Annotated in this window: 21 protein-coding genes and 4 pseudogenes; 8 read left to right on the forward strand and 17 right to left on the reverse strand. The window is 57.6% G+C overall.

Translation table 11 applies throughout. The features are described from left to right. Positions 1-105 precede the first annotated feature (105 nt). From JG746_RS34935 to JG746_RS34970, 8 genes are all read right to left on the reverse strand, one after another. Complete coding sequence (locus tag JG746_RS34935) at positions 106-525, reverse strand: hypothetical protein (protein WP_199202320.1); 420 nt, start codon at positions 523-525, stop codon at positions 106-108. A gap of 7 nt (positions 526-532) precedes the next feature. Then, on the reverse strand, positions 533-751 hold the full coding sequence (locus JG746_RS34940; RefSeq protein WP_199202321.1) for a hypothetical protein: 219 nt from the start codon (positions 749-751) through the stop codon (positions 533-535). A 33-nt stretch (positions 752-784) separates the two neighbouring features. Further along, positions 785-1,006, reverse strand: a complete 222-nt coding sequence (locus tag JG746_RS34945) for a hypothetical protein (protein WP_199202322.1) — start codon at positions 1,004-1,006, stop codon at positions 785-787. 26 nt (positions 1,007-1,032) lie between these two features. After that, the gene (locus JG746_RS34950; protein ID WP_199202323.1) at positions 1,033-1,401 is read right to left on the reverse strand and encodes a hypothetical protein; all 369 of its coding nucleotides are present in this window, start codon (positions 1,399-1,401) and stop codon (positions 1,033-1,035) included. A 51-nt stretch (positions 1,402-1,452) separates the two neighbouring features. After that, complete coding sequence (locus JG746_RS34955) at positions 1,453-2,013, reverse strand: hypothetical protein (protein ID WP_199202324.1); 561 nt, start codon at positions 2,011-2,013, stop codon at positions 1,453-1,455. Between the two features lie 76 nt (positions 2,014-2,089). Further along, positions 2,090-2,305, reverse strand: a complete 216-nt coding sequence (locus JG746_RS34960) for a hypothetical protein (protein ID WP_199202325.1) — start codon at positions 2,303-2,305, stop codon at positions 2,090-2,092. A gap of 261 nt (positions 2,306-2,566) precedes the next feature. Beyond that, positions 2,567-2,905, reverse strand: a complete 339-nt coding sequence (locus tag JG746_RS34965; RefSeq protein WP_199202326.1) for a hypothetical protein — start codon at positions 2,903-2,905, stop codon at positions 2,567-2,569. Between the two features lie 26 nt (positions 2,906-2,931). Continuing rightward, positions 2,932-3,729, reverse strand: coding sequence for a hypothetical protein (locus tag JG746_RS34970; protein ID WP_199202327.1), 798 nt, complete (start codon positions 3,727-3,729; stop codon positions 2,932-2,934). 229 nt (positions 3,730-3,958) lie between these two features. On the opposite strand from JG746_RS34970, the pseudogene JG746_RS34975 reads away from it, so the two are divergent. Further along, positions 3,959-4,432: pseudogene (locus JG746_RS34975) on the forward strand (recombinase family protein); the annotation flags it as partial. Positions 4,433-4,540: 108 nt separating this feature from the next. On the opposite strand, the gene JG746_RS37960 reads toward JG746_RS34975, so the two are convergent. From JG746_RS37960 to JG746_RS34985, 3 genes and pseudogenes are all read right to left on the reverse strand, one after another. Continuing rightward, on the reverse strand, positions 4,541-4,654 hold the full coding sequence (locus JG746_RS37960; RefSeq protein WP_446721239.1) for a hypothetical protein: 114 nt from the start codon (positions 4,652-4,654) through the stop codon (positions 4,541-4,543). Between the two features lie 323 nt (positions 4,655-4,977). Beyond that, entirely contained in the window at positions 4,978-5,499 is a 522-nt protein-coding gene (locus tag JG746_RS34980) for a MucR family transcriptional regulator (protein ID WP_199202328.1), read from the reverse strand. 851 nt (positions 5,500-6,350) lie between these two features. Beyond that, positions 6,351-7,493, reverse strand: a pseudogene (locus tag JG746_RS34985) (IS701 family transposase); the annotation flags it as partial. 1,576 nt (positions 7,494-9,069) lie between these two features. On the opposite strand from JG746_RS34985, the pseudogene JG746_RS34990 reads away from it, so the two are divergent. After that, positions 9,070-9,243: pseudogene (locus tag JG746_RS34990) on the forward strand (SfnB family sulfur acquisition oxidoreductase); the annotation flags it as partial. An 86-nt stretch (positions 9,244-9,329) separates the two neighbouring features. Then, positions 9,330-9,888 (forward strand): annotated as a pseudogene (msuE, locus tag JG746_RS34995) (FMN reductase). Positions 9,889-10,239: 351 nt separating this feature from the next. Here msuE and JG746_RS35000 read toward each other — a convergent pair. From JG746_RS35000 to JG746_RS35010, 3 genes are all read right to left on the reverse strand, one after another. Then, positions 10,240-10,482, reverse strand: a complete 243-nt coding sequence (locus tag JG746_RS35000; RefSeq protein WP_244730993.1) for a hypothetical protein — start codon at positions 10,480-10,482, stop codon at positions 10,240-10,242. 611 nt (positions 10,483-11,093) lie between these two features. Beyond that, positions 11,094-12,257 (reverse strand): porin, encoded by a 1,164-nt coding sequence (locus JG746_RS35005; RefSeq protein WP_199202075.1) that lies wholly within the window; start codon positions 12,255-12,257, stop codon positions 11,094-11,096. A gap of 317 nt (positions 12,258-12,574) precedes the next feature. Then, the gene (locus JG746_RS35010; protein ID WP_199202076.1) at positions 12,575-13,480 is read right to left on the reverse strand and encodes an antitoxin Xre/MbcA/ParS-like domain-containing protein; all 906 of its coding nucleotides are present in this window, start codon (positions 13,478-13,480) and stop codon (positions 12,575-12,577) included. Between the two features lie 369 nt (positions 13,481-13,849). On the opposite strand from JG746_RS35010, the gene JG746_RS35015 reads away from it, so the two are divergent. The 5 genes from JG746_RS35015 to JG746_RS37795 all read left to right on the forward strand — a co-directional run bounded on the left by JG746_RS35015 (position 13,850) and on the right by JG746_RS37795 (position 18,039). Further along, entirely contained in the window at positions 13,850-14,731 is an 882-nt protein-coding gene (locus JG746_RS35015) for an ABC transporter permease (protein WP_199202077.1), read from the forward strand. Then, complete coding sequence (locus JG746_RS35020) at positions 14,707-15,453, forward strand: ABC transporter ATP-binding protein (RefSeq protein WP_199202078.1); 747 nt, start codon at positions 14,707-14,709, stop codon at positions 15,451-15,453. The genes JG746_RS35015 and JG746_RS35020 overlap by 25 nt, the downstream gene beginning before the upstream one ends. 48 nt (positions 15,454-15,501) lie before the next feature. Beyond that, positions 15,502-16,848 (forward strand): LLM class flavin-dependent oxidoreductase, encoded by a 1,347-nt coding sequence (locus JG746_RS35025; RefSeq protein ID WP_199202079.1) that lies wholly within the window; start codon positions 15,502-15,504, stop codon positions 16,846-16,848. A gap of 740 nt (positions 16,849-17,588) precedes the next feature. Beyond that, the gene (locus JG746_RS37790) at positions 17,589-17,879 is read left to right on the forward strand and encodes a hypothetical protein (RefSeq protein WP_342216567.1); all 291 of its coding nucleotides are present in this window, start codon (positions 17,589-17,591) and stop codon (positions 17,877-17,879) included. After that, entirely contained in the window at positions 17,866-18,039 is a 174-nt protein-coding gene (locus JG746_RS37795) for a phasin family protein (protein WP_342216568.1), read from the forward strand. Before JG746_RS37790 ends, JG746_RS37795 begins: the two co-directional genes overlap by 14 nt. Positions 18,040-18,269: 230 nt before the next feature. Here JG746_RS37795 and JG746_RS35035 read toward each other — a convergent pair whose 3' ends face one another. From JG746_RS35035 to JG746_RS35045, 3 genes are read right to left on the reverse strand one after another with little or no spacing between them, the layout of a single operon-like run. Beyond that, positions 18,270-19,583 carry an O-antigen ligase family protein gene (locus tag JG746_RS35035; RefSeq protein ID WP_199202081.1) on the reverse strand — a complete coding sequence of 438 codons (1,314 nt, stop codon included), beginning with the start codon at positions 19,581-19,583 and terminating at the stop codon, positions 18,270-18,272. Further along, the gene (locus tag JG746_RS35040; protein ID WP_244730995.1) at positions 19,580-20,719 is read right to left on the reverse strand and encodes a hypothetical protein; all 1,140 of its coding nucleotides are present in this window, start codon (positions 20,717-20,719) and stop codon (positions 19,580-19,582) included. The genes JG746_RS35035 and JG746_RS35040 overlap by 4 nt, the downstream gene beginning before the upstream one ends. A gap of 7 nt (positions 20,720-20,726) precedes the next feature. Further along, a complete protein-coding gene (locus JG746_RS35045) occupies positions 20,727-23,105 on the reverse strand; it encodes a GumC family protein (protein WP_199202083.1) in 2,379 nt (792 codons plus the stop codon). Positions 23,106-23,144 lie beyond the last annotated feature (39 nt).

The raw sequence follows: 23,144 nt of genomic DNA on the forward strand, positions 1-23,144 counted from the left end.
CTGTTCGCCTCAGTGCGCATTTTGAGGGCACGCGTCGCTCGACAGCGACGGGAAGGGCCGTCACAAAGCTGCCGCTTGTTTTAGCGAGACGGGAGGAAGGCTGTGTCAGCTTTCCGGCGGTGACTGGCGGCCGCAGATCGTGACGATTGCGGAACTGCCCCATGCGGCACGAGGCGAGAACGTGATGGAGTAGTCACGGCTGCTGGGCGCCGGGCCGAACCAGAAATAGGGGGAGGCGCTTTTCCACTCCGGCAGGTCCATTGCCGGTGACCGGTCCTCATCGGCGGCCGGTGTCGGCAAGCCGTCCCGGCCGACGGTGATCATCGATACGCCGACATAGCTCCCGGCCTTGAAGCGGCCGATAAACTCGACGGCGTCGCCAATGTAGCGAAAGCAGCCGTCGCTTTGGCCGAGCTTGAATCGCTGGCTTGGGATAGGTTGAGAAGGCTCTTCCTGGGCGCTGGCTTGCGTCGGCAGGAAGGTGCCAGTCACCGCGTTGAACGCCACTACATGCCTGAAACCCATGGCAACCCTATTGCACCGTATCTGACCTCGGCCGCACACCAGTCGCCATGTATTCCACGAACTGGAGGGCGGCCATGAGCGTGTTCACATCGTTCACGTAGGACGCGGCGGCTTCGATCTCGTCAAAGATCGGAACCAGCTTGTGAGCGATAGCGGCTTGCTTGTCCGGCAAGCCGTCTATCTGGCGCAGAAGTGCTGCCCTGGCTTCATCGCGGGTCAAAACCATTCAACTCCCGCTCCTGGCGCACTCGGATAAGGCTCATCTGGCTTTCCCAGCCAGGAGCGTTAGCGCCCCCAAGACTGCGCCGGCGACAAGCCCAACCACGGCATAAATTGCAATGTGGCTCACTATGGCTGACTGATAGGTGGCGTCGGGGTCAGCGGTCGCCAGCATCGACAATGCAGGTTGTGGTTCCGTCAGAAACCCGACGCCGGCCCCGACCAGAGCGCCTACAATGCCAAGGCCTATGGCTTTGTTCATGAAATCTCTCCTCAGCAGATGTGGACTTATGGTTTGAAAACAATCTTGTGGCGAAGGGTATCGCTCGGCACGTACCAGGATGCCTGAATGTCGTAGCAAACTGCGGCGGCTCCCCTGTTGGCGACGTCGCCAGGGAGGTCGATATCCCTTACATGCCGGTATTTCCCTTCTTTCTTAAGTTGATCGGCGGTGAATCCGCCGGCGGCGAAATAAGCTGCAAGCTTGGCATGGTCCACGGCGAGGCCTGGGCAGTTAGTCTCGGCATATTCGGTGATAGCCAAGGTTGCGGCCGCTTCGCCCAACTTTGGAGGCTGGGCGTGAGCAGCGGTGACCCCGGTCGCCGCCACCAGGACGGCGAACGCAAGGGCGGCCAGTCTAACATTGTGCATGGTCATGGGGATTCTCCGATGGTTTGGGTCAGATCGACAAAGGAGCTCGGAAATGCTTCAGAGCCGGGTCAATTGCATCGCATACTCGCACCCGGTGACCCGCAAGCTGGAGCCGGTGAGCTGGTAGTCACACATCGCGGACGAAATGCCGATCATACCGGGGTCGGGCTCGAGTTTCAGGCGATTGCCCGAATAGGTGCTCCATTTCCAGATCGCTTGAGTTCCTCGAATAAAGATGACAGCAGTGCCGTCGCCAAGAAACTCGACCGTGCTGCCGTTCGGATCCCTGTACTTGCCCTCGATGCTGGCGACCGATGGCATGACAGAGTTGAAGTTTGGCGGTCGGATCAGGCCAAACCCGATACCGAGGATCACACTGATCAGAGATAAGGCCACGGCTGCGAAAGCTTGGTGGCGGACCAGGGCGCGTTCTTCGGGGCCGGCGCCTGCCGCGAGCCCGCTCCTGTAAGTCCGATAGGCGACATAGGCGAAGAAGGCAGCGGGGAGAAAACGAATGCCGAACAGGCTGATATTGTAGGAATTCGGAACAAAGAACGGAAAGAAGATCAGCGCGGCGATGCCCCACGCTATGGTCGGAATCTTGATTGTGTTTTGCATGGCGGTAACCTCGGGAGAAGAGCTGGACAGTCGTCTGCGCGGTAAAGCGATCGACGCAGTCAGGGGACAGGGCGCGTCATTGCTTGACGAGCGCGATACTCGGCCCGACGTCATCCCAACCGTAAAAGCATGTCGGCGGCTCGATGGTCAGCGAGGTGCCGGCGATCGTCGCCTTGCACCGTCTCGAAAAGCCAGCGGGATAGGTGATCTGGAGCTCGCCGCTCTGGAGAAACGACCAATCGGCCCTGGAGGTAGAGGTGTTGCTGTTGAGGAAGAACACGTCCCCGCCCATTTTGAATTCCGCGAAAAACCGGCGCTGGCTTGGGTCAAGGTAGGGCTCTCCCACCGTCCAACGATTTCGTTTTTCAGGTTAGCTGCGAATGGATTGCAAGCGGACAGAATCCCGACCGCGAGGAGAGGCAAGGCTATGCTACGTCGCAAGGGAGCACCTATTTTGGGGGGAACTGCGCAAGGGCTTCAACGGACGCTTATCGCTTCTCCAACATGGCGTTGTAGAAATCGCCCTCGAAGCCCTTTGCTTCGGCCTGTGACTTTATCCAGTCGCAGTCCATCGCCTGGCCCATGCAGAACACCGCGCCGTAGCTCGGCCAGTTGAAGGGCCAAGCGATGTCGCGTGGCCGGTCTCCTTGATTGTAGCCTGAAGGTCAAACTTGAACTTTTTGGCGTTCAACTGGCCTGTGATGGTGTCGATGGTGTTGGAGGTCCAGGTCTCTTTGTTGAGCAGAATGAGGATCAGGCTGGGATTTGCTTGCTTCGTCACTTGATCAACAAAACCAACGATGTCTTTGGCAGCGCTGGGCAATGCCGACACCAATAGGCTGGCGGCGACAGCCGCGAGGCGAAGAGTCAGGGCGCACGAAATCATGTTCAAGATCGTCCTCGTTTGTTGTGGAATGTCTAAAGCTTGGGTGCGGCGGCGTGGGCGTCGCGGATCTTTTTGGCCGCGCTCTCGACCGATTTCTCGAATTGAGCCCGTCGATCGTCGTCGGCGTGTGTCCCGGCCTCGTCGATAAGGACATAGGTGACGGCCTTCACGTGGTCGCCGTCAGTAGCCATGCCGACCAGCATTTGATGGTCCTGAGCATATTTCTCGACCGCCTGGCCGTTGCTCCAGTACCACTCCATCTTGGTTTTGCTGTCGCGGCTGGGTGGTCCGTATTTCTGGATGATCGCCGCGCGAAGCGTCTCCACCAGCGGGCCCATGCCACCCTTGTACGTGACGAAGCGCCGGACATCCGTTGAGCGCTGACCTGTCAGCGGAGAGGAAAATTCGACCCTCATGCTTTGGTCGGCGGAGGCGTCCGATGGCCCGGACCAAACGATGTTGGTGAAGTATCGGTTCGGACCGGACGCGACAATCTCGACGCTGTTGTACTCCTCCTCCAGTAGGAAGCGATTTGACGGGCTTTCGTTGGAGAAATTCTGGCCGGTCAAGATCTTGCGGACGTCATCGACCGTTTGGCCGAGACCTATCCCAAGGAAGTCAGCAGCCTGGCCATTGGGCCTGAACAATTGTGACGGTAGGCTGACGGCCGGCACCGTCACATCAAGGGAAAGTTTCTCTTGAGAGAAGGCGGGCGCGGCAGCTAGCGCCAATGCGAACGCCAGCGACAAAATCCGGGATCGCTTTACGACTACCTCAAGGCCACTGACCGGGTGGCGCTCGGGAATCGGCTGGGCCACGACGAAGGACAAGGCTGCGCTACGTCTCAACGGTGCATCTGTAGTGAGGAAGCTGGAGAGACGGCAGGTTTATGCAGAAATCACGACTTTTGCGCGCGCCTGCGGATGGCGCGCGCATTGGGTTTTCTGCACATATTTTTAGCAAAATAGCTGTCAGGTAAGCCCAAAAAAAGGCAAATATTACTCCCGACGACTCTTGCAAAAGTCGTGATTTCTGAAGCAACGCAGGAGACACAAGTGAATGAAATACGGCTATGCGCGGGTGTCGACCGAAGCGCAGGACTTGGCCGCCCAGATTGAACGCCTGCAGACGGCTGGCTGCGAGAAGATTTTCTTTGAAAAGCGTAGCGGCAAGGATGCGGACCGCCCCCGATTGCAGCGGCTGTTAAGATCCCTGAAGCCGGGCGACGTCGTCTATGCCGTCGTCAGCGACCGCATGGCGCGGGACCCCTTTGATATGCTGAACATCCTCAGGACCGTGACATCGGCCGGCGCCGGGCTGCGCCTGCTGGACGAGCCCTTTATCGACACCACGTCGGAGATGTCGGACCTCGTACTTTTCCTTGTCGGCTGGGCCGCCAAATGGCAACGGCGCAGGATCCTGGAAAACACGTCGAATGGCCGCGCCCGCGCCAAGGCCATGGGCGTCAAGTTCGGCCGCAAGCCAAAGCTCTCGCAGGAGCAGCGGCGAGAGGCATTGGCGCGGCTGGCCGCCGGGAAGGCGAGGGGCGAGGTTGCCCATAGCTACAATGTCAGCAACAGCACGATGTCAGCAACAGCACGATTTCGCGGCTGCATCCGTAAAAGGATGTCCCACGCTTCTTCATACCTTGGCCTTTCGCCAACCGGCCCACCATGCTTCCCATTCGGAGCAGAACCATCGCTCCCCACGCCCAGGGTCTATCCGCGTGGCCAGGTAATATTCCTGGCCCGGCACGTGATAAATATGCTCGCCGCGCTCCTTGATATTTCCCTTGATGCTGCAACCGGCCTTGCGCGCCGAGGCCTCACTCGATGACGCGCCGGAGTGAACGGTCGGAAGCCGCGGCCGGTTGTCAGCCGGGACATAGGCGGCAGACGAAATCCCAAGCAGCGCAAGAACGATTGCAAGACGGGCTTTGAGAAGCGTGCGCCACTATGGTGTTCGCCGGTTGCGCCATGGCTGAACCGCATTCCCCATCACCATCTCTCCCCTAGGGAAGGATGCGTCTGCCAAGGCAAAAAGTCCAGCAGTCGCGAGCAAGCAGGGAGGTTGGATCTTCACCCCGGTGTCTTGACAGCTGGCCTGCGGCCGAGACCAGCAGACTTTGCAAGGCGAGAACGCTGGGCAGCATAGTTGGGCGCCACCATCGGATAGTCAGGGGTAAGTCCCCATTTAGCTCTATAATCTTCGGGTGTCAGGCCGAAATGGACTTTGAGATGCCGCTTAAGCGACTTGTATTTTTTTCCGTCCTCTAAGCAGATGATATAGTCGGGAAACACGGACCGCTTGGGGTTGACTGCCGGAACGAGCCTGGGGCCCTCTGCATCAGGCGGTAGCACAACAATCCCCCTCAACGCGGAATTGACACTAGCGATCAAATCCGGAAGTCCGGCAACAGGGGTCGCATTCATCCGGACGTAAGCCGCGACAATATCTGCCGTAAGGGCCAGCAAATCCACGCCTGGCTCCTCGGCAAGCTCCTCATCCACGTTTATGAGCTCAGTATTCTCCTCAATCACTCCTGCCTGTTCACTATTGTTGTCTTCTGCGCTTGTGCGTTCGGTGTTGTTGTCAGTCATAATCATGCTCCTTGCTTTCTGTAAGCCTTCGAGTTCGAGAAGTGTTGGCGATGCGCGGTGCAAATTGAAGGCATCATCTCTGAAGGCGTTAACTGCACATTCCCATTGGGTCTAATTGCGGCCGTCGAAGGGCTGGTATCTTTTTTACTTCGAGTACGAATGATTTAGGATCGAACCTAACCTTTCAACGATGATTACGTGCTGTCCAAGTTAGGGCAGGGCCTAGATCGGCGGGCCATTCTTTTCGCCAGTGCGCCCGCCTCCGGAATCCGCCCGGGTTAGATGCCAAGTTGCCCGAATTCGATCGCTGACTTCCAGGTAAGCCATCTCGACCAAATAGGTCAGGAGGCTCTCACCGTCTGTCAGCGCTGTCTGACGAATTTGTCTCAACATCGCCTGGGCATGGTGCAAGTTCTGCAACTTTCTGGACTGTTTCACTGGGATCCCGGCTTTCAAAGGGCGTTCTCCTCAACGACAAACTGAAACTCGCTCTAACCGGAAACCCGATCCTCGGAGCGCTTCCGGCTACGCCTTTGCTCAGGTCGGATGTCTTGATCGACATATCGTCATCGATGACGGCATTTTGTCGCATGACCACCTCATTTTCTCCCAATCCAAGCGAATCCGGCTGTCTTGTCGGCCCTGTTTTGGAAGACGGGTGGATCTCGTTTTCACGGATAATTTCATGATGGAAACCTCACGCTACTATTGCGTTTTGACCGGCAAGGGCTTGCGGCTACGTTCGCGGGTTGATCCTGCCATGGGACGGCGGCCGCGGCGCCGAGCGATCCCGGCTTCGGTTTCCTGGAAGGCTTTGGTAAGCGTTCGAAGCGGCGGCTCGTTTCCATGAGCCTTCCGACCCCTTCCGAGGGCTCGAGGCTCGCCTTGTGACGAACGGTCGACACCATCGCGAATGCAAGCATGACGAGCGAGACGTGGCGATGCCACCCGTGCCAAGAACGGGTTTCGTTATGGTCGAGACCCAGTTCGTTCTTCGCTGTGCGTAGGCCTTCCTCGATAAGCCTGCAGCATTGGTGCACGGAGATAAGGGTTTCGATCTCGGTTCCCACTGGAGACCACGTTGAAAAGTAGCTGAGAGCCTGGTTCGCACTACGTCGGATCAAGAGCCCTGCGGTCCAGAGGCCTGCGACGTCCGTGTCAGTGAACGGGCAGTAAGCCCATGATTCAGAGTCTTGTAGCGCCTCTCCCGGGGGGAAGCTCCGCCAAACGGAGCGATCGAGGTTCCGTGCGATATCTTCGGCCGTTCCTCCTTCCGGAAGAAAGCGATTTCGGAAAGCGAAATGATGGTTTGCGCTAACGGCGAGCACGTATCCCTTGGACCAGCGTCGTAGGGCCATCTCGATGTCGACGCCACTGTAGACCAAGTCGACCGCTACCCAACTGAAGGGTACGTCGGCTGCGACGATGCGCGCGATCATATCAAGTGCCAGGCGGGACTTTGTCGCGAAAGTCCTGCCCGCAGGCACGTGGGCCCGCGCCAGGCGGGCAGGGTCTTCCGTCCAGGCCCTCGGCAGATACAGCACGCGATCGACGAAAGCATTCCCGTGCTTGGATGCATAGGCGGCGAACACGCCGATCTGGCAGTTGGCCATCTTGCCCGTCGAGACATTGACCTGCCGCGCAACCCCACAGGACGTCTTGCCTTGCTTGACGAAACCCGTCTCATCGATCACTAGGACCGCTTCGGCGTCAGCCAACGTTTCGAGGGCATATCCGCGCACAATGTCGCGCAGGGCGTCCGCGTCCCATCTGCCCCTTCCGAGAATGGCCTGTTGGCGCCACGGCCCGGGGTCACCGGCAGCCTCGGCGCGCATCCACCCGGTTTTGCGATGCGCATCCCGGAGCAGGCCTTCAAGGAACAGTCCGGCCGAAATCGCCACACGTTCCTGAGGGAAAAGTCTCCTGATCCGGGACTTCACCTCGCGCAGCGCCGAGGCCCATATCTCTAGTGTCATTTCAATCGATTCAACCATTGTCAATAACCCCCCTCTGGCCGCCCGGCACAGAATCGAAAAAAACAACTAGTTCACCTGTGAAACGCAATTGTAATACTGGTCTGGTGCTCCGTTGTTTTTTATCTATAACAGTAGTGCCGTGGCGACAATTTGGGCCGCGCACAACTCTCACATTCTCTTGTTAAGGACAAGCTTGACTTAACAACTGGTGATTGCCATAACCACGATGCAATCGAGAATGCAAGCATCGCAACGAAGGATAAACGTGAGATTGGCTTTACGGCCTGCGCTAAAACATTAGCTGTGCGTAATAAGCTTTGAGCAGCCGTAGAGAAGAAGCTTATTATCAACGAATAGACGAAGCAAAAGGTGGCAACCTAATTTGCAACGCTGACGTTTAAACAGGACTTCATACATGATTGTATGAAGTCTTGTTTTATCAACTTTGTCAGTATGTAATTCGCGCCTCGTGGGGGAGTCCCTTGGGCGCTGAAGTTAGCACATGGCATGAACTAGCCTGCATCTCAGTGCAGTCTATCTCTGTTCGAGTGCACCAAGCGGTTGCAGAAGAGTACTAGCGAAATAAAGAGAAGACATCTGGCATGACCGGGGGTTCGATGGTGCGAGGCTTGCGAAGATTTATGGTCAACGCAAGGGAGGCCTTTTCGAGAGGCCCACGCTTGCGACGGCGTTTGTTGATCAACGGGTGAGCATGCCCACTACGATGCAATGAGAACAGGAAATCGGGCTGCGGTGATGAGCTGTCCGAAGCACAGCCTCTCGACGGCAGCGGCGGGCGTCAAAAACATTCGCGCCACATGGACGACCAGCCAGCCCACGGATGGACACGCCTGACACCCTGAAGTCGGTCAATAGTCGATAACGTTATCGCTCGCAGATTTTCTTCCCGGTTGGGCCCTCTGCGCCGGGGAGTTGGACTCCAGCTGCGATGTTTAGCTGTTACTAATATGATATTAGCTTTGCGATGGCCCATACAATGACGCGGTTGCGAGAGGGTATAGCGTTAGTGTGGGTTGTCTTGGCTGGCAATGCCAACGCTCATGATTGGTACACAGGCAAGACTGACTCTGTTCTTCATTTCAGGTGCTGCGGCAATCGAGATTGCCATCCAATCGATTCCAGCGACGTCAGGCCTACCAAGGATGGCTACTACGTCAAGCAACCTGAACCCTACTCTCGGAATGATCCGCCGACGGGAGAGTGGTTTATCCCGAGTGACCGCGTCCAGACCGCACCGGATGAGCGGTATCATATCTGCGAGTCTTTGTTTCCGACATTTCGCGTCGGCAGGTACAAGATGAGATGGACGTGCTTCTTTGCGCTCCTTGGGACAGGTTCAATCACGAGCGCCGAACGTCGGCCATGAGGTTCATGGTCCTGCGGGATCCGTGTGACCACTGGATGGTCTATGATCTGGTTTCCGATCGGCCGGCGGAGACAGCGGGTAGGGTGCTGTTGGGGCTGTCCCGTAAGGAGGCCGAACAGACAATAAGCGAGCTTGTCGGTCCGACAACCCTAAAGATGGCCCGTCCGCATCAATCCGCGTAGAGCAGAGGTAAGTTCGTCTCTCGTAGCGAAGCTGTTCGAGCTGGCCGGAACGCGCTCGACGCTTGCCGAGCACAATCTCGACCGACACTGGCGCAATGCCCGCACCCATACGCTGCACGATCCGGTGCGCTGGAAGTACTCGATCCTCGGCAAGTATTTCCTCAACGGCGAGAAGCCGCCGCTGCACGCTTGGAGCTGATTGCACCCCGCTGGCCTCGGCCTATAGCAGCGGCCCGGCAGGGCCGCCTGTCTCTCAATCCTGGAGCCACCCCGGAGTCTGCCCCAATGTCAAATCCAGCCATCGTCGGCTTTTCCGGCAACATCACCCGCCCGTCGAAGACACACGCTTTCATCGCCCTCATCGTTCAGGACATCGCCACCCGCCATGGCCTCTCCTCGCGGACCTACGACATCGACGATGTCGGCCCGTCGCTGGGTACCGCCAGATGGGCGCGCGACCTCGACGCAAAAGCGCAGGCGATCCTTGCAGAGGTTATTGCAGCGGATGTGCTTGTCGTCGGCTCGCCGACCTACAAGGGGAGCTACACCGGCCTGTTCAAGCACTTCTTCGACCTGATTGATCCGACGGCGCTGAAGGGCAAGCCCGTGCTTCTGACGGCAACCGGCGGCGGCGAGCGCCACGCGCTGATCGTCGAGCATCAACTGCGGCCGCTGCGGCTTGTTCGAGGCCTTTGCGCTGCCGACGGCCGTCTACGCGACCGACAAGGACTTCACCGACGGCGTGCTGCGGTCCGAGGCGATCCTCAAGCGGGCGGCGCAGGCTGTTGGTGAAGTTGGAATTCTGCTCGATGCCCGCTCAGGTCTTCGATTGGCTGCAGAGTGAGTACAGCCGCGCTGCCAACGCCGCGACCATCGCCGAGGGGCAGCGTTCATGCAGGGTTGGACGTTTCTCTTGGCGATCTGTGCGAGTGGCACACATTGCGTGGCTGGTGCAAAAACTGCTCGCAACATGCAGGAGGTCAAGTCGGCGCGCTGATCTGCTGCTAAGTCATTGTTTTTATATACAAATTGTCGGTTCCATAATTCCTATTATGCAACTTTGAGTTGTGTCACTCGGCAATAGACGACATTGGCCAGAGTGTAGATGACGAGCAAAACAGGACACGGTTGCAGGCTTCATTGGCTCTCCGACCAGCCGCACAGCGGCAACCCTTAAGAGCACCGAAGCCCCCCGCTAACGTGCACCTTTCTCCGACACTCCCTCAATGCATTCCTCGAGGCATTCGAGGCGGAACTTCGCATTGCGAAGCTCAAGTCCGGCTTCGAAACGTCGATGGCGTCCTTGAGATGTGATCGCAATGAGGTCGCGCTCCAGTTCCGCAATGCGCGCACGCACCTGACGAGCGTCGTCCTCACGCAACGCTTTGATCCATCCACGCCCGCGCATCGTCTTCCTGCCACCACCACCCGAAGCCATGCGGATTTATCCACAGGAGACCCTAATTTCCGGCAAGCCGAAACGCTCGGAATTTAACTTCGTCTATTTTTTGCGAGAACAAAGAGGCTCTTAAGAAAAAAAGGGGGTCGCCGCTTGGGACCATAGCTCACGTCACTTCGCCCCTTGCTAGCCGGAGCGCGCCGCTTCCTTCCTAACGGGCCCGGCGGCAAGTGTGCTTGGCGTCCAACTCGTCAGCTCACCAGCTATGGAAAACCTTGGCAAGCAGACGGCGCCTACCGCTGAGCCCGGTTGGGCTAGAAGGTCGCTGCCGTCCGATCGGACATGGACGTACGACGTTGGGCCAATCAACGCATGCCTTGGCTGTTGAGTTAGAGCAGGCGCCATGCGCCGTATCGGCGCAGCGTAGCTGGCATGAAGAGAGCGTCTGCCTCACATTTTCGGTGTATAGCGATCCATCTCGCTTGCGGCGAAGGCCGATCGATAAGTCTGAAAAAGGGCGCCCGGGAACTGGGCGCCCTTCTCATCGACGAAAGCTCGGATTGGAGGTCCGTGATCAAGCAATCCGCCGACAACCAAATTGAAGGCTCGCAGTTACCCGCTTCGAACGCGGGGTACGAGCCGTTCAATCCTCAGAATGAGCGCTGGAACCGAACAAAACCGCCAACGCTGTTCTTCTTGTCAGCACCGGTCCAGTTCAAGGCCGGAGCAGGGGAACCGGCACCGAATTCGTCGAAGCGGCCTGCATGCAGGTAATCGACCTCGGTCGTGATCGTGAAACCGGGAACGATATCGTAAGCGATATTCGCCGCAATACCGAGGTTCTTCCACTCGTCGTAGGAAACCTGGGCATTGAACGAGGCCTTCTCATTGAACTTGTAGGTGCCGCCGCCCCACACCGCCCAGTTGCCGCCCCACTGCTTGTAGATGCCGCGACCGCGGCCCGGGATCGCCCAGGTCGGATCCGATAGGTTGTCGTCCGTGCCATAGCCGGCCATCGCGAACAGCGAGAGCGTGTCACTAACATTGACGTCCAAACGGACCTTGCCGGCGACTTCCTCGTAGTTGCTGTCGTAGGCTATGACGCCGGTGATGGCGCCCCAGCCCTGCGTGTACTTCACGCCGCCGACGACGTGCGGCACGTAGCTGTCGATGGTGCCCTTAACGCCCGAGCCTTCTTCGAGCGAGACCACGGCCGAGAAGCCGTTGCCGGCGTCGAAGTAGTACTGGATGGCATTGGTGTTGAGGTCGCCGTAGGGCACCAGCGTGTCGTTGAGAACGTTACCGGCATAGTCAATGAAGCTTTCGAAAGCCGTATCGGTCTTGCCAATACGGAGACCGCCGAGCTGAATCCAGGCGTGCTTCAGAGAGACGGCCTGGCCGTGCGCGGGATTGGGGGCGGTACCAAAGTCGCCTTGATCATTGCCGAAATCGAAGCGGGTCTCGGTGTAGGTCTTCAATGTGCCGAGTTCGGTTTCCTGGCCGGTCCAGGTCCTCAGCGAGAAGCGAGCGTTCTTGTACCAGGTGTGGTTGCGGCTACCGTCCTGATGATCCTCGTTGGTCGCACCGTCATATGAGCCGACGTCGCCGAAACCGATGTCGTAACGGACATAGCCACCGATGCGCAGGCAGGTTTCGGTGCCGGGGATGTAGAAGTAGCCCGAGCCGTATACGTCGCAGATCTTGACGTATTCAGCCGGTTCCGGCTCGGCGACGACGACGGCGTCGGCGGCGCGCGCACCGGAAACTGCGATCAGGGCCGCAGCGGAGCCGAGAAGAAGGCTCTTGATGTTCATAGTTGATCTCCATTCAAAGATTTGAAAAGGGCGAGGACGTCGACAGACGAACCGCTCCCTGTCCCCACGATCGAAAAAGATGCGCATCGCGATGCATCCTTCCCGGCTCGAACGCTATTCACCGGGCGAATTAGTGCAAGTTCAAATTCTGTTTGCCGGCCATATAGCGAAGTATCAGTTGCATTTTTATCACTAAATCTTCAGTATTACTTGCACAAATTGGACAACTAGACATTTGGACAAATCGCACAATTGGTACATCTGCTTGTGCGCACGTACAGAATGTGCGCAATCCGCCATCGGCGTCCGGCCCATCGTCAGATAGATCCAATCAGAGAAATAGCCTGGGCGGCCGATGCAACGACTTCTGTGTTCATACCTTCTCTGAGCAATTCGATAGGAACGCGACCCTTGAGAAGAGGCGAGGGGCTGATCAGCCACAGCCAAGCCAATCTGGGATCGGAGATCGAGGAAAGGACCTGCCTAATTCCGGACATAGGCCTACCGTCGATGAACTGAGCCAGGGGAAATACATGCTTGCGGGAGCCTCTCCGAAAGGCAACCACATCATTATGCTGCTGCCACCAATACAACGTGGACCGCGGTATTCCAAAACGTCTCTCGAGATGCGTCGACCCCGCTACTGGCCCGGCCCACTCTGCAATGCGCGCGCCTTCTTTCGGCAAATCTTTCAGAACCGGATGCCCGAGCGAATGATCGGCTGCCCGGGGTCGCGAAGCGATCTCACCGGCGTGGGCGTTTAGCCGTCGCGCCGCTTCGGCCTCGAGCCTACCAAGAAATTCGGCGGCCACGGCGGTCAAATCGGTGGAAGGAGAACCCGAAGGCGCAACAGCAGCCTTGTCACCCTTCCTAGCCTCATCGCATTGGGCAAGAATGCGCTGCACTTCCCTCATGACAAAGCTTGCCAGCTCGGCCTGGCGCTTTTCATCCTCAGGATCACTCGACCCGGACATATCTGGCTTTCCCAATAGCATTCCCTCAGCAAGCCCGCCGAAAAGAGCGTTGAAGACATGAAGTTTGGAGGACGGCGATGTGTTGCGGCTGCGTATGGTCGCGACATAGCAGCCGTGTTGCGGCTTCAACTTGTGCCTCTCAATAAAAAAGGGGAAAACGTCGATGGACGACCGTCTTTTCCCCCATGATCGAAACAGACGCACATCGTAGTGCATCTTTCGTAGCGTGACGCTATCCGGGACGCTCATTTGTGCAAGTTCAAAGTTTAGCTTGCCAGCGTTATATAATTAGACGTTGCTTTTATGCAACTATAAGTGCCGCTTGCACGAATGGAACGAATTACACGTTTGTACAAATGCCACATTCGAGCACGCATTTACTGGCGGTATACTCCTTCAATCGATTTAATAGTAATAAATCAACCAGCATACCAGCGCACCTGCTCAAACGGCTCTCCCGATGTCACGTACGGGATCCTGATAGGACCAGCGGGTGGCGCGGTACCGCACATCTAATCGGAAACCGAGATTCACCCACAGGCATGGGAAACGCCTCGGCAGGCCTATGACGGCCATTGAGAATCGCGATTATATGGTCCCCAAGACTGGACGAAGCAGATGAACGCATTCTCCAATACCGCTGCCGTTGCCGCCAACATTGGCTATGCATCTGATGAGAGGGCGTTGATCCCGCCCGCCGTAAAGCCCTGCAAGACCAGGACGAGGCGCCGCCTGGCGCTTGGGCGAGCGATCCCGTTTGGCGCGCTGATTGGGCCCGCACTTCTTCTCGTGATCTGGTCCCTTGGCAGTGTCGCTGGCCTGATCGATCCAAGAACGCTGCCGGCGCCTTGGTCGGTTGTCGGCACGGCCATCGATCTCATCGCCGAAGGCAAGCTTCAGGATCATCTGATGACGTCTGCCTGGCGGGCGGCACAGGGCCTGGTGTTCGGAGTCCTGATCGGGACCGTGCTTGCCCTGGTTTCAGGGTTGTCCCGACTTGGCGAGGCGATCATCGACGGCCCGGTTCAGATCAAGCGGGCGATACCGACGCTCGCCCTGATCCCGCTGCTGATGCTGTGGTTCGGCATTGGCGAGGGCATGAAGGTGACGGCCATCGCGTTGGCTGTGCTGATCCCGATCTATATCCAGACCCATAACAGCTTGCGCAGCATCGACAACCGTTATGTCGAACTGGCCCACACCTTGCGGATGGGCTACGGCGAATTCATCCGGCAGGTCATCCTGCCGGGCGCCCTTCCCGGCTTCTTCCTCGGCCTGCGTTTGGCGGTAACCTACGCCTGGCTGTCTCTGGTGGTGGTCGAGCAGGTCAATGCCACCAGCGGCATCGGCTATATGATCGATCTGGCGCGCAACTACGGCCAGACCGACATTATCATCGTCGGCCTCGTCGTCTACGCCTTGCTCGGTCTCGGCTGCGACGGCATCGTTCGGTTCTTCCAGGAAAGGTCGCTGTCATGGCGTCGCACCTTGGCGGATTGAGCGGTGCGCCCGTGGTGCGGGTCGAGAACCTCGTAAGGAGTTTCGGGCCGCGAACCATCCTCGACGGCCTCAGTCTCGACATCGAAAAGGGCGAGTTCGTTGCCCTTCTCGGCCGCAACGGCTCGGGCAAGAGTACATTGTTGCGCGCGCTCGCCGATCTCGATGACAAAGTCTCTGGCTCTGGCCGCCTCGATACGCCCGACAAGAAATCGGTGGTGTTCCAGGATGCCCGACTGCTGCCGTGGAAACGCGTGCTGGAGAATGTGGTTCTTGGCCTCGATCTGCCTGATGCCGCCGCACGCGGGCGGACGGCTCTCGAAGAGGTTGGCTTGAGCGGGCGCGAGACCGCATGGCCGGTCGAGCTCTCTGGTGGCGAGCAGCAGCGCGTGGCATTGGCGCGCTCGCTGGTTCGTGATCCTGACCTGCTGCTGGCGGACGAGCCGTTCGGCGCACTCGACGCGCTGACCCGCCTGCGCATGCACGATCTGCTGCGCCAGCTCTGCGCCCGTCACCAGCCCGCCGTCCTGCTGGTCACTCATGATGTGGACGAAGCCGTGACGCTGGCGGACCGGGTTTTGGTGCTCGACAATGGCGCGATCGCCGCCGACATCGCAATCGATATCCCCAGGCCACGCGATCATGGCCATCGCCGGTTCGGCGAGATCCGCTCCGAACTTCTGCGTCATCTCGGCGTCGAGACGAGGCCCGTGCTGCCCGTCTAAGCGACCGAAGACTTGTCGCTCAGCGTTACCCCCCAGGAGGCCCCACATATGCCCACTGCATCACGACAGTTGAACCTCAACCTTTTCATCTATCCTGGCGGTCATCATGAAGCCGGCTGGCGCTACAAGGATTCCGCCCCTGAGAGAGCGCTGGATATCGCCTATTATCAGGAACTGGCGAAAAAGGCCGAGGCGAGCAAGTTCGACGCGCTGTTCTTTGCCGATGGACCCGCGCTCGCCGACAACATCCGCTACGCAAGTCGCTTCAGGCTGGAGCCGCTGACATGGATTTCGGCGCTCGCGGCCGTGACGAAAAGCATCGGCTTCATCGCGACCGCCTCGACCACCTACAACGAACCCTACAACCTGGCCAGGCTGTTTGCTTCTGTCGATCATCTGAGCGGCGGGCGCGCCGGTTGGAACATCGTCACCACCGGCGATGCGTCGGCAGCGTTGAATTTCGGCTTTGACCGACATCCAACCCACGCCGACCGCTACGAACGCGCCGGTGAGTTCGTCGATGTGGTGACGAAGCTCTGGGACAGCTGGGAGGACGACGCGCTGGTCTCGGACCGGGCGTCCGGCATTTTTGCCGACACCGACAAGATCCACGCAATCAACCACATCGGCAAATATCATCGGGTGAAGGGCCCGCTCACGCTTCCGCGCTCGCCGCAGGGGCGCCCGGTCTACGTCCAGGCCGGTTCTTCGGAAGACGGACGGTCGTTCGCAAGCCGCTATGCCGAGGCGATCTTCACAGCCCATCAGACACTCGGCAACGCGCAGGAATTTTATGCTGACATCAAGGCGCGCGTGAAGTCGGTTGGCCGCAACCCTGACCACGTCAAGGTCCTGCCCGGCATCAGCCCGTTTATCGGTTCAACCGAGGCGGAAGCCCGCGCTCTGCAAGACGAGTTCAACGAGCTGACGCAGCCGGAATATTCGCTTGACCAGCTACGCCGCATCGTCGACGCCGACCTTTCCGACTACAATCTGGACGGGCCATTTCCGCGCGAGCTCATCAGCGTCGAGGGCGAGCGCGGGGCGAGCAGCCGCTTCCACGTCGTACTCGACATCATCGAGCGCGAGAATCCTACCATCCGCCAGTTGCTGCACCGCCTCGCCGGCGCGCGCGGGCACTGGGTCCAGGCCGGGACGCCCGAACAGATCGCCGACAACATTCAGGAATGGTTCGACAATGGTGCCGCGGACGGCTTCAATGTCATGCCGCCCTATCTGCAGGGCGGTTTCGACGTGTTCGCCGATGAGGTGGTGCCGATCTTGCGGCGGCGCGGACTTTTCCGGCACGATTATGATGGGCCAACGCTGAGGGACCATTTCGGTCTGCCGCGCCCTGACAATACGTTCAGCCAACCGCAAAAGGCGAGCGCCTGATTATGTGGTCCAGTGACCAGCAACGCGCTAAGACGGCGCAGACCTTACGCTCTTAACAGAGACCAATCTCCAAAGGGACCTCATCAAAATCCGGCGCGCGGGGGCTCGGCCGGCTGAAAGAGGCCGTCGGCAATGGGAGCGCTCAAGAGATGGATTGAGTGATCCACGCCGGGCATCTGGCCTGTTAACCACTCAAAAATGTCGGACCGGTCCCGGGTCGAGCCACCTGGCGAGCTTTTCGCGGTCGCGAAGCTTGCAGCAGATGCGAGTCTGCAGCGAGTGCATACGACGTCGCCGTTCGACCCCTGTTGCACTCAGGAACGCAGGCGATATCGTTCTTTTGCGATTCGTCGCCTGGAGGATCTATGCGTCAGCAGCCTAAGCCGTTCATTGTTGAGAAGAAGACCTCCCGAAAGCTGAAGACCGATAACGAGAAGGCATCGATCTGGGGGACGTTGCATCGGAGACTGAAGCAGGATCTTGCAGCGCAGCAGGATGTGCCCGAGCAGCCGGTCCCCGCAGTCGACATTACGGGACAGCACTCATAGGACAGAACGTCAGCTGCGCGGAAGTCAGGCGGCGCCAAGGAAATCCCAAACTCGGCGGTACATCCTAATGCCGCTGTTCGACGCGTACTCCGCGTGCAATTTCACATCAGCTTCACAAATCCGTTGCGACCATTTCGTACGTGAAGGAGGCGGCTTTGCTTCGCGGCCGCCCCCCGCAAAAAGGATGGAAAAATGTCCAAGATCACCGGTAAGACCGAAACGATCGAAAACGTCGAATCCCCTACCTTCGAACCGTCAAAGCCTGTCGAGCAAGTTCGCGCTGTCGCCGATCAAAGCGTTGAGCAGTCGAAGGAAATATTCTCCAAATTGAGCTCGGACGCTGAAATGGCTCAAACGGCTGTTGAGTCGACCTTTGAAATGGCCAGGACCACCAGCAAAGTCCTCGCGAAGACGATTGCCGCACTGCAAGCCAACGCCGAAACCGGCTTCACGCACCTCGAAGCGCTGGTTGTCGCCGTCTGAGTTCTTCGAACTGCAGGCCGCATTCCTGCACAAGCAAATGGAGACTTCCGCCGAGCAGGCCAAGGCCCTCCAGGCGTTGATGTTGAGAGCTACCGAGGACGTGTCCAAGCCGATCAAGGATGTCTTTGAAAAGGCTTTGAAGGTACGCCAAGCCGCCTGATTGCTTGAAGCAATCAGGGAGGAAACGGCGATACGTCGTCGACCGTCTTCATCAGCCAAGACCGGCACCTCGCGCCGGTCTTTTCCCTGCGTGGGCCCTGACCGGGACCTCAGCGTCGGTGTCTTGTAAGCGGCGACCGTGTTCTTTGTGCGCGGATGCGGCGTCTCGGCATCACTGATACGAAGCGCGCCGGCAGCCTCTACCCACAATTTCGGCCGCAGGCTCACGCCCTACCCAGACGCACCAACGGGAACAAACAGCTTGTCGCCATTATGGTCGACTTCTACCAGCTCCGGCTTTTGGCTGCTGCGCTCCGCAAACCCGCGATGAAAGATGATCGCGTTCATATAGGCGAAGGCCATCGCGAGCGCCGCGGTTCGCAACGGGTAGTCGACAAGAGAATGCACGAGCAAAAACACTACAGAAAGAAACGCTGCCTTCTGAAAGGAGTCGCGGCGAATTCTGGTAAACGCCACCAGAAGAAGGAATAGGTACAACGCCATCAAAATGGCAGCGATCACTCCGCCCTCGAAGGTAATTTCAAGATACTCGTTATGGGCATGGTTTACATACGCCCTGAATATCATCCCTTCTTTTTCATATATCTGATAGGCCTTCTGAAAATTCCCAAATCCGACTCCGGTAACCCAATTCTCTTTTATTCCATCCATGGTCGTGCGGGCAAACTCCGCGCGCCCGAAGGTCGGATCGAGATCCTTTGCATCGAGCGTCGCCCATGCTCCCATCGCGTAAACCGAAAGCCCAACAAAAAGCGCAAATACGCTAACACCACTTATTCTCGAGCGAACCGAGAGAAATATGATGGACACCACGGTAATGGCCAGTCCGATAAGAACGCCGGCACGGGACCCCGTCGCCAAAAGGAGCAGCAGAAGCGCGACCAGGCCGATCGCGCCGGACAAGAGATGACTGCGGAACAGGCCGTAATAGATGACGAAGGGAATGGAGACGAAAAGCAAAGCCGAAAAATGGTTTCGATTGGCGAAAAGTCCCGCATTGATCGTGAATGGCAACAAACCCTCGATCGCGATGTTATCTGATAGCGAATATTGAATCGCTCCAGCCAATCCGTTGCAGATTACACCCATGAAAAAGAAGGGGAGAAGGCCGTAGACTTGATCGGAGCGCAAACGCATGACACCCAGGAGAAAGGCTGCCGATGCTGCCACGTACAGCAGACACTCGATCGTTCGCCCTACCCCGACGCTGATGAACCGAGTTCCATGAACCAGCCAGGGAGCGCCGAGCAGCACTCCCGGCCGCAGGCCGACAAAAAGGCTGGCAGGCAGCGGAACGATTTGAAGCAAAACCAGCGCCACCGCCATGATAAGCAGCCAGAGCACCGATCCAGGGATTGTTTGGGTTGACGTCCGAGAAAAGGCAACCGCCGCCGAGACAATTGCTGCTATCTCGATCAGCGTATCGGTATACAGGCCGCTCGCCGTACCACCGCCTATGAGCAGGGCGGTGAACAAGACCGAGCCGAGGAGATATTTATCCCATTCCGACGGCCGCGCACTCAAGGCGAATTTCTCTCAATGTTTAATTTGTGCATGACCAAGCTACCCATATAGCGAAACCGCCAGCTCTCAGCTATTGCGGCAGTTTCCAACCGCAGCAGCTGCATGGGGCATTCGTCCAACCCCACCGAAAATTCCTGGCTGAGACTCTGACGATTGAAGGTGCCCTCGGGAATGTTAAGCCGCGCTATTTCGCGCGTCCGATCCACACACCTGATGGTCCAGAAGAGGTCTTTGGGCAGCTTCAGGTTGCGTCCCGATGCGACCAACGAAATCCTATAGGAACCGGGCGGCAGCTCGACATATTGCTGGAGAGCAGTGTTCTTCACCGGCGTGTTCAAAAACCGAACCGTTGCCCCCCCCTCGCCTTCGACTGCATCCTGGGATGTCGCGAACGTCACTTCGAGGCCTGACTGATCGCGAACCTGCCAATCAAAGGGCTTCCCACCGTAGCCGGGTTCAAAGGTGCCGTTAAAAACATATCCACCTAGCTTTCGTTCGTCGTCGGACAGACTGAAGAGAAACAGCCGATAAGCCTGTTCATACTCCTTCTGAGCGATATACCCGGTGATCACGGAGGACAGTTCGCCCGATTTCGGCGGCGCTTCGGATCCGGCCAGATCAAGAAGCAACTGATTTGCGAAATCGAGCCCTTGCGGTGTTTTTCCAAGAGCAGAAAACAAGGTCCCCCGCCACGGTGCTCCCGCCGCCATTGCTGCCAGCACGGTGTGATATCCATCAGGGTTCGAAAGGATTGCCGGGAGGCCTTCGGCGATGGCCGGAAACTGATCCGGCCAGCGGCGCAACAGGGTATCGAGCTCGCCTACAGCCTTGGTCAGATCACCGATCTCGATTGAATGGCCAATCGATCTCTGGAGCGCGTGGATCTCCGTTTTCGACAGCCTTCGCGCCTGGTCAAAGAGCGCATACGCGTCATCTATCTTGCCTTGTCGGTATTCTATCTCGCCGATTAGGCTATAGATGCGTGCATCTCCAACATTAAAGCGAAGTGCGTCATTTGCCCTGGCGGCCAGCGCGTCCAGATCCGGAGAGGTGGCTGTATCGTTCAGGTCTCCGGAAATTTCCGCTATCAAAGCGTCGACATTTAACGGATCCAGCGCCACTGACACGCCCGGCATGTCTCTCTCAAGGAGTCGACTTAGCCCGATCGACGAAGCCGCTAACACTAGAGCGGATGCGACGAACCAAATGCTTGAACGTCGAAGATTTTGCGCGAGCGGGCTGGTCTGCGCCGTCATCAACTTTACCTTCAAGTTTCGGGGTACTGGCGCCATAGTTATAATATTGGTAATTCATGTACTTATAGGCGTAGTTGTAGTCGAACTTGTTCACCGCAAACTTCGACATTGCGGCCCCAACCACGTTGGCACCGGCAGCACGCAGACGCTTCAAGGCTGTCTTCGCCGACTTGCGCGTGACCTGCTTCGTCGAAATAACCATCAACGTTCCCTCAGCCAGCCGGCTGAGGATGGGGGCGTCAGATAGGCCAACGATCGGCGGAGCGTCGATAATCACCAAGTCGTAGCGTTTGCTGAGATTGGTCACGATCATCGCCATTCTTGGTGACGATAGAAGATCCGCAGGATTGGGCGGAATGGTACCGGATGTCAGAACCGTCACATTTGCGTATTTGGTTGACCGGAAGATGCCAACGAGGTCTTCTTTACGGACGGTGTTGGTCAGCAGGTTGCTCAATCCGATCGTATTGTCGAGACCAAACAATCGATGAAGGTTCGGTTTTCGAAGATCGCCGTCGACAAGCAGCACCCTTGCCCCGAGCGCTGCGAAATCCTGGCCAAGCTTGAAGGCCGTCGTAGACTTACCCTCTGCCGGCTCTGAACTGGTGACCAGAAGCGAGCGCGGCGCACCTTCCGCGCCGGAGAACTGCAAAGATGTTCGAAGCGACCGATAGGCCTCGGATAGGCCTGACTTCTGGTCTGCAATGCTGGCAATGAGCTCGCGATCGTCGACATGGGGCAAGATCCCGAGCATCGCCAGTCCGAGTTCCTTTTCGACCTGCTCGGGATTGGTAAACGTGTTGTTCAGCAGCTCGATAACATAAATAATCGAGCCACTGATGGCCATGAAGAGAGCCAATGCAATTGCGAGATTGATGCTCAGGCGTGGAGAATAAGGCGCCGCCGGCTGCGTCGCGACGTCCACGATAGCGGCACTTTGGGTCTTGAGTTCGGAACTCACGCCAACTTCGTTTAGCTTGGCAATTAAACTGTCATACTGTGACCGGTTTGAGTCGACCTCACGCTTCAGGATCGTATATTTAATATTCTTGTCATTGAAGGCGACCTGCTGCCGCTCCATATCAGCAAGCTTCTCTTTAAGATCGGCTTCCTTGTCTTGGGCTTGCTGGTATTTAAGTCGAAGCGAATCGGTGATCGCCAGCACCCCATTGTTGTACACGCGCTGCAGTTCCTTGATCTGGGACTGCAATTGCTGCATTTCCGGAAAGCCGGGCTTTAATATGCCCAGCTTCTGCTGATACTGGCTGTTGAGATCAGCCAGCTTATCACTAAGTACCTGCAGGCCCTTGCTTTCTAGCACCGGGCCAAGGCTGCCACCACGTCCCTTGTCGATCTGATCGACAACCGATCCGGCATCCGACCGTTCCTGGGTCGCCGTTTGGAGCGCTGCGTTGAGGGCCTCAATATTCGACCCGATAAGCGACTTGTCGTCGCCGGTGATCGTAATGCCAGCATCCCTTGCGTAAGCGACGAGCTCTTCCTCGGATTTCTGGAGCTTCTGCTTGACCTGCGAAACCTGCTCCTGGATGAATTGCCGCGCCAAGTCAGACGTTTCGCTGGTTTGATCCACCCGCTGATCGATAAAACTCTGTGCAACCTGGTTGGCCACATCGCTAGCGTATTTCGGCTTCTGGTCCGAAAAGGTGATGGACAGCAAACTTGTGTTGGTTACTAGATTAACCGTGAGGTTGTCTAAAACGCGTTTGATCGCAATGGCTTCACGTTGTTCCGGAGTTTTTTCTTCAATTGAGGGTGCTTTCGTGATTCTGAAGGCACGATAGAAAATATTGCTGATCGAAAAATCCGGCGTCGGAAACAGGAAGTCCAGCTTTTCGCTGAGGCCCAGTTGGAAGACAACGCGTTGCGCCAATGCCCGGCTCTTCAACTTTTCACGAGCGGTCTGAAAGGCTCGTATATCGCTGCTTTCGGAAACCACTTCGATGTCTTGGAAGACCTTCGCCGATGGGACTAAGACTTCCAGCTGCGTCGTTGCCTGGTATTTGGGCGTCTGCATCATGGTCACGACGACGCCGGCAACAAGCCCGGCCGCCATCATCATGGCGATCAGCCATCGATACTGGACAACGTAGAAGAGCAGCTTGAGCGGATTAAACCGTTGATCCTGTTCGGTAAAATCGCGGCCATACGGGCCATGATTTTGGCTACCATCATAGTAGAGATCCGAAGACAAGGCTTGGCCATGTCCGGGAGCTGCTATTTGGTGTTGCCTGCTACGATCGAGCATAGTCCGGGCGATCCTGGTTCATAGGCGTTGACATGCGAC

The sequence above is a fragment of the Mesorhizobium sp. 113-3-3 genome, assembly GCF_016756495.1.
Taxonomy (GTDB): domain Bacteria; phylum Pseudomonadota; class Alphaproteobacteria; order Rhizobiales; family Rhizobiaceae; genus Mesorhizobium.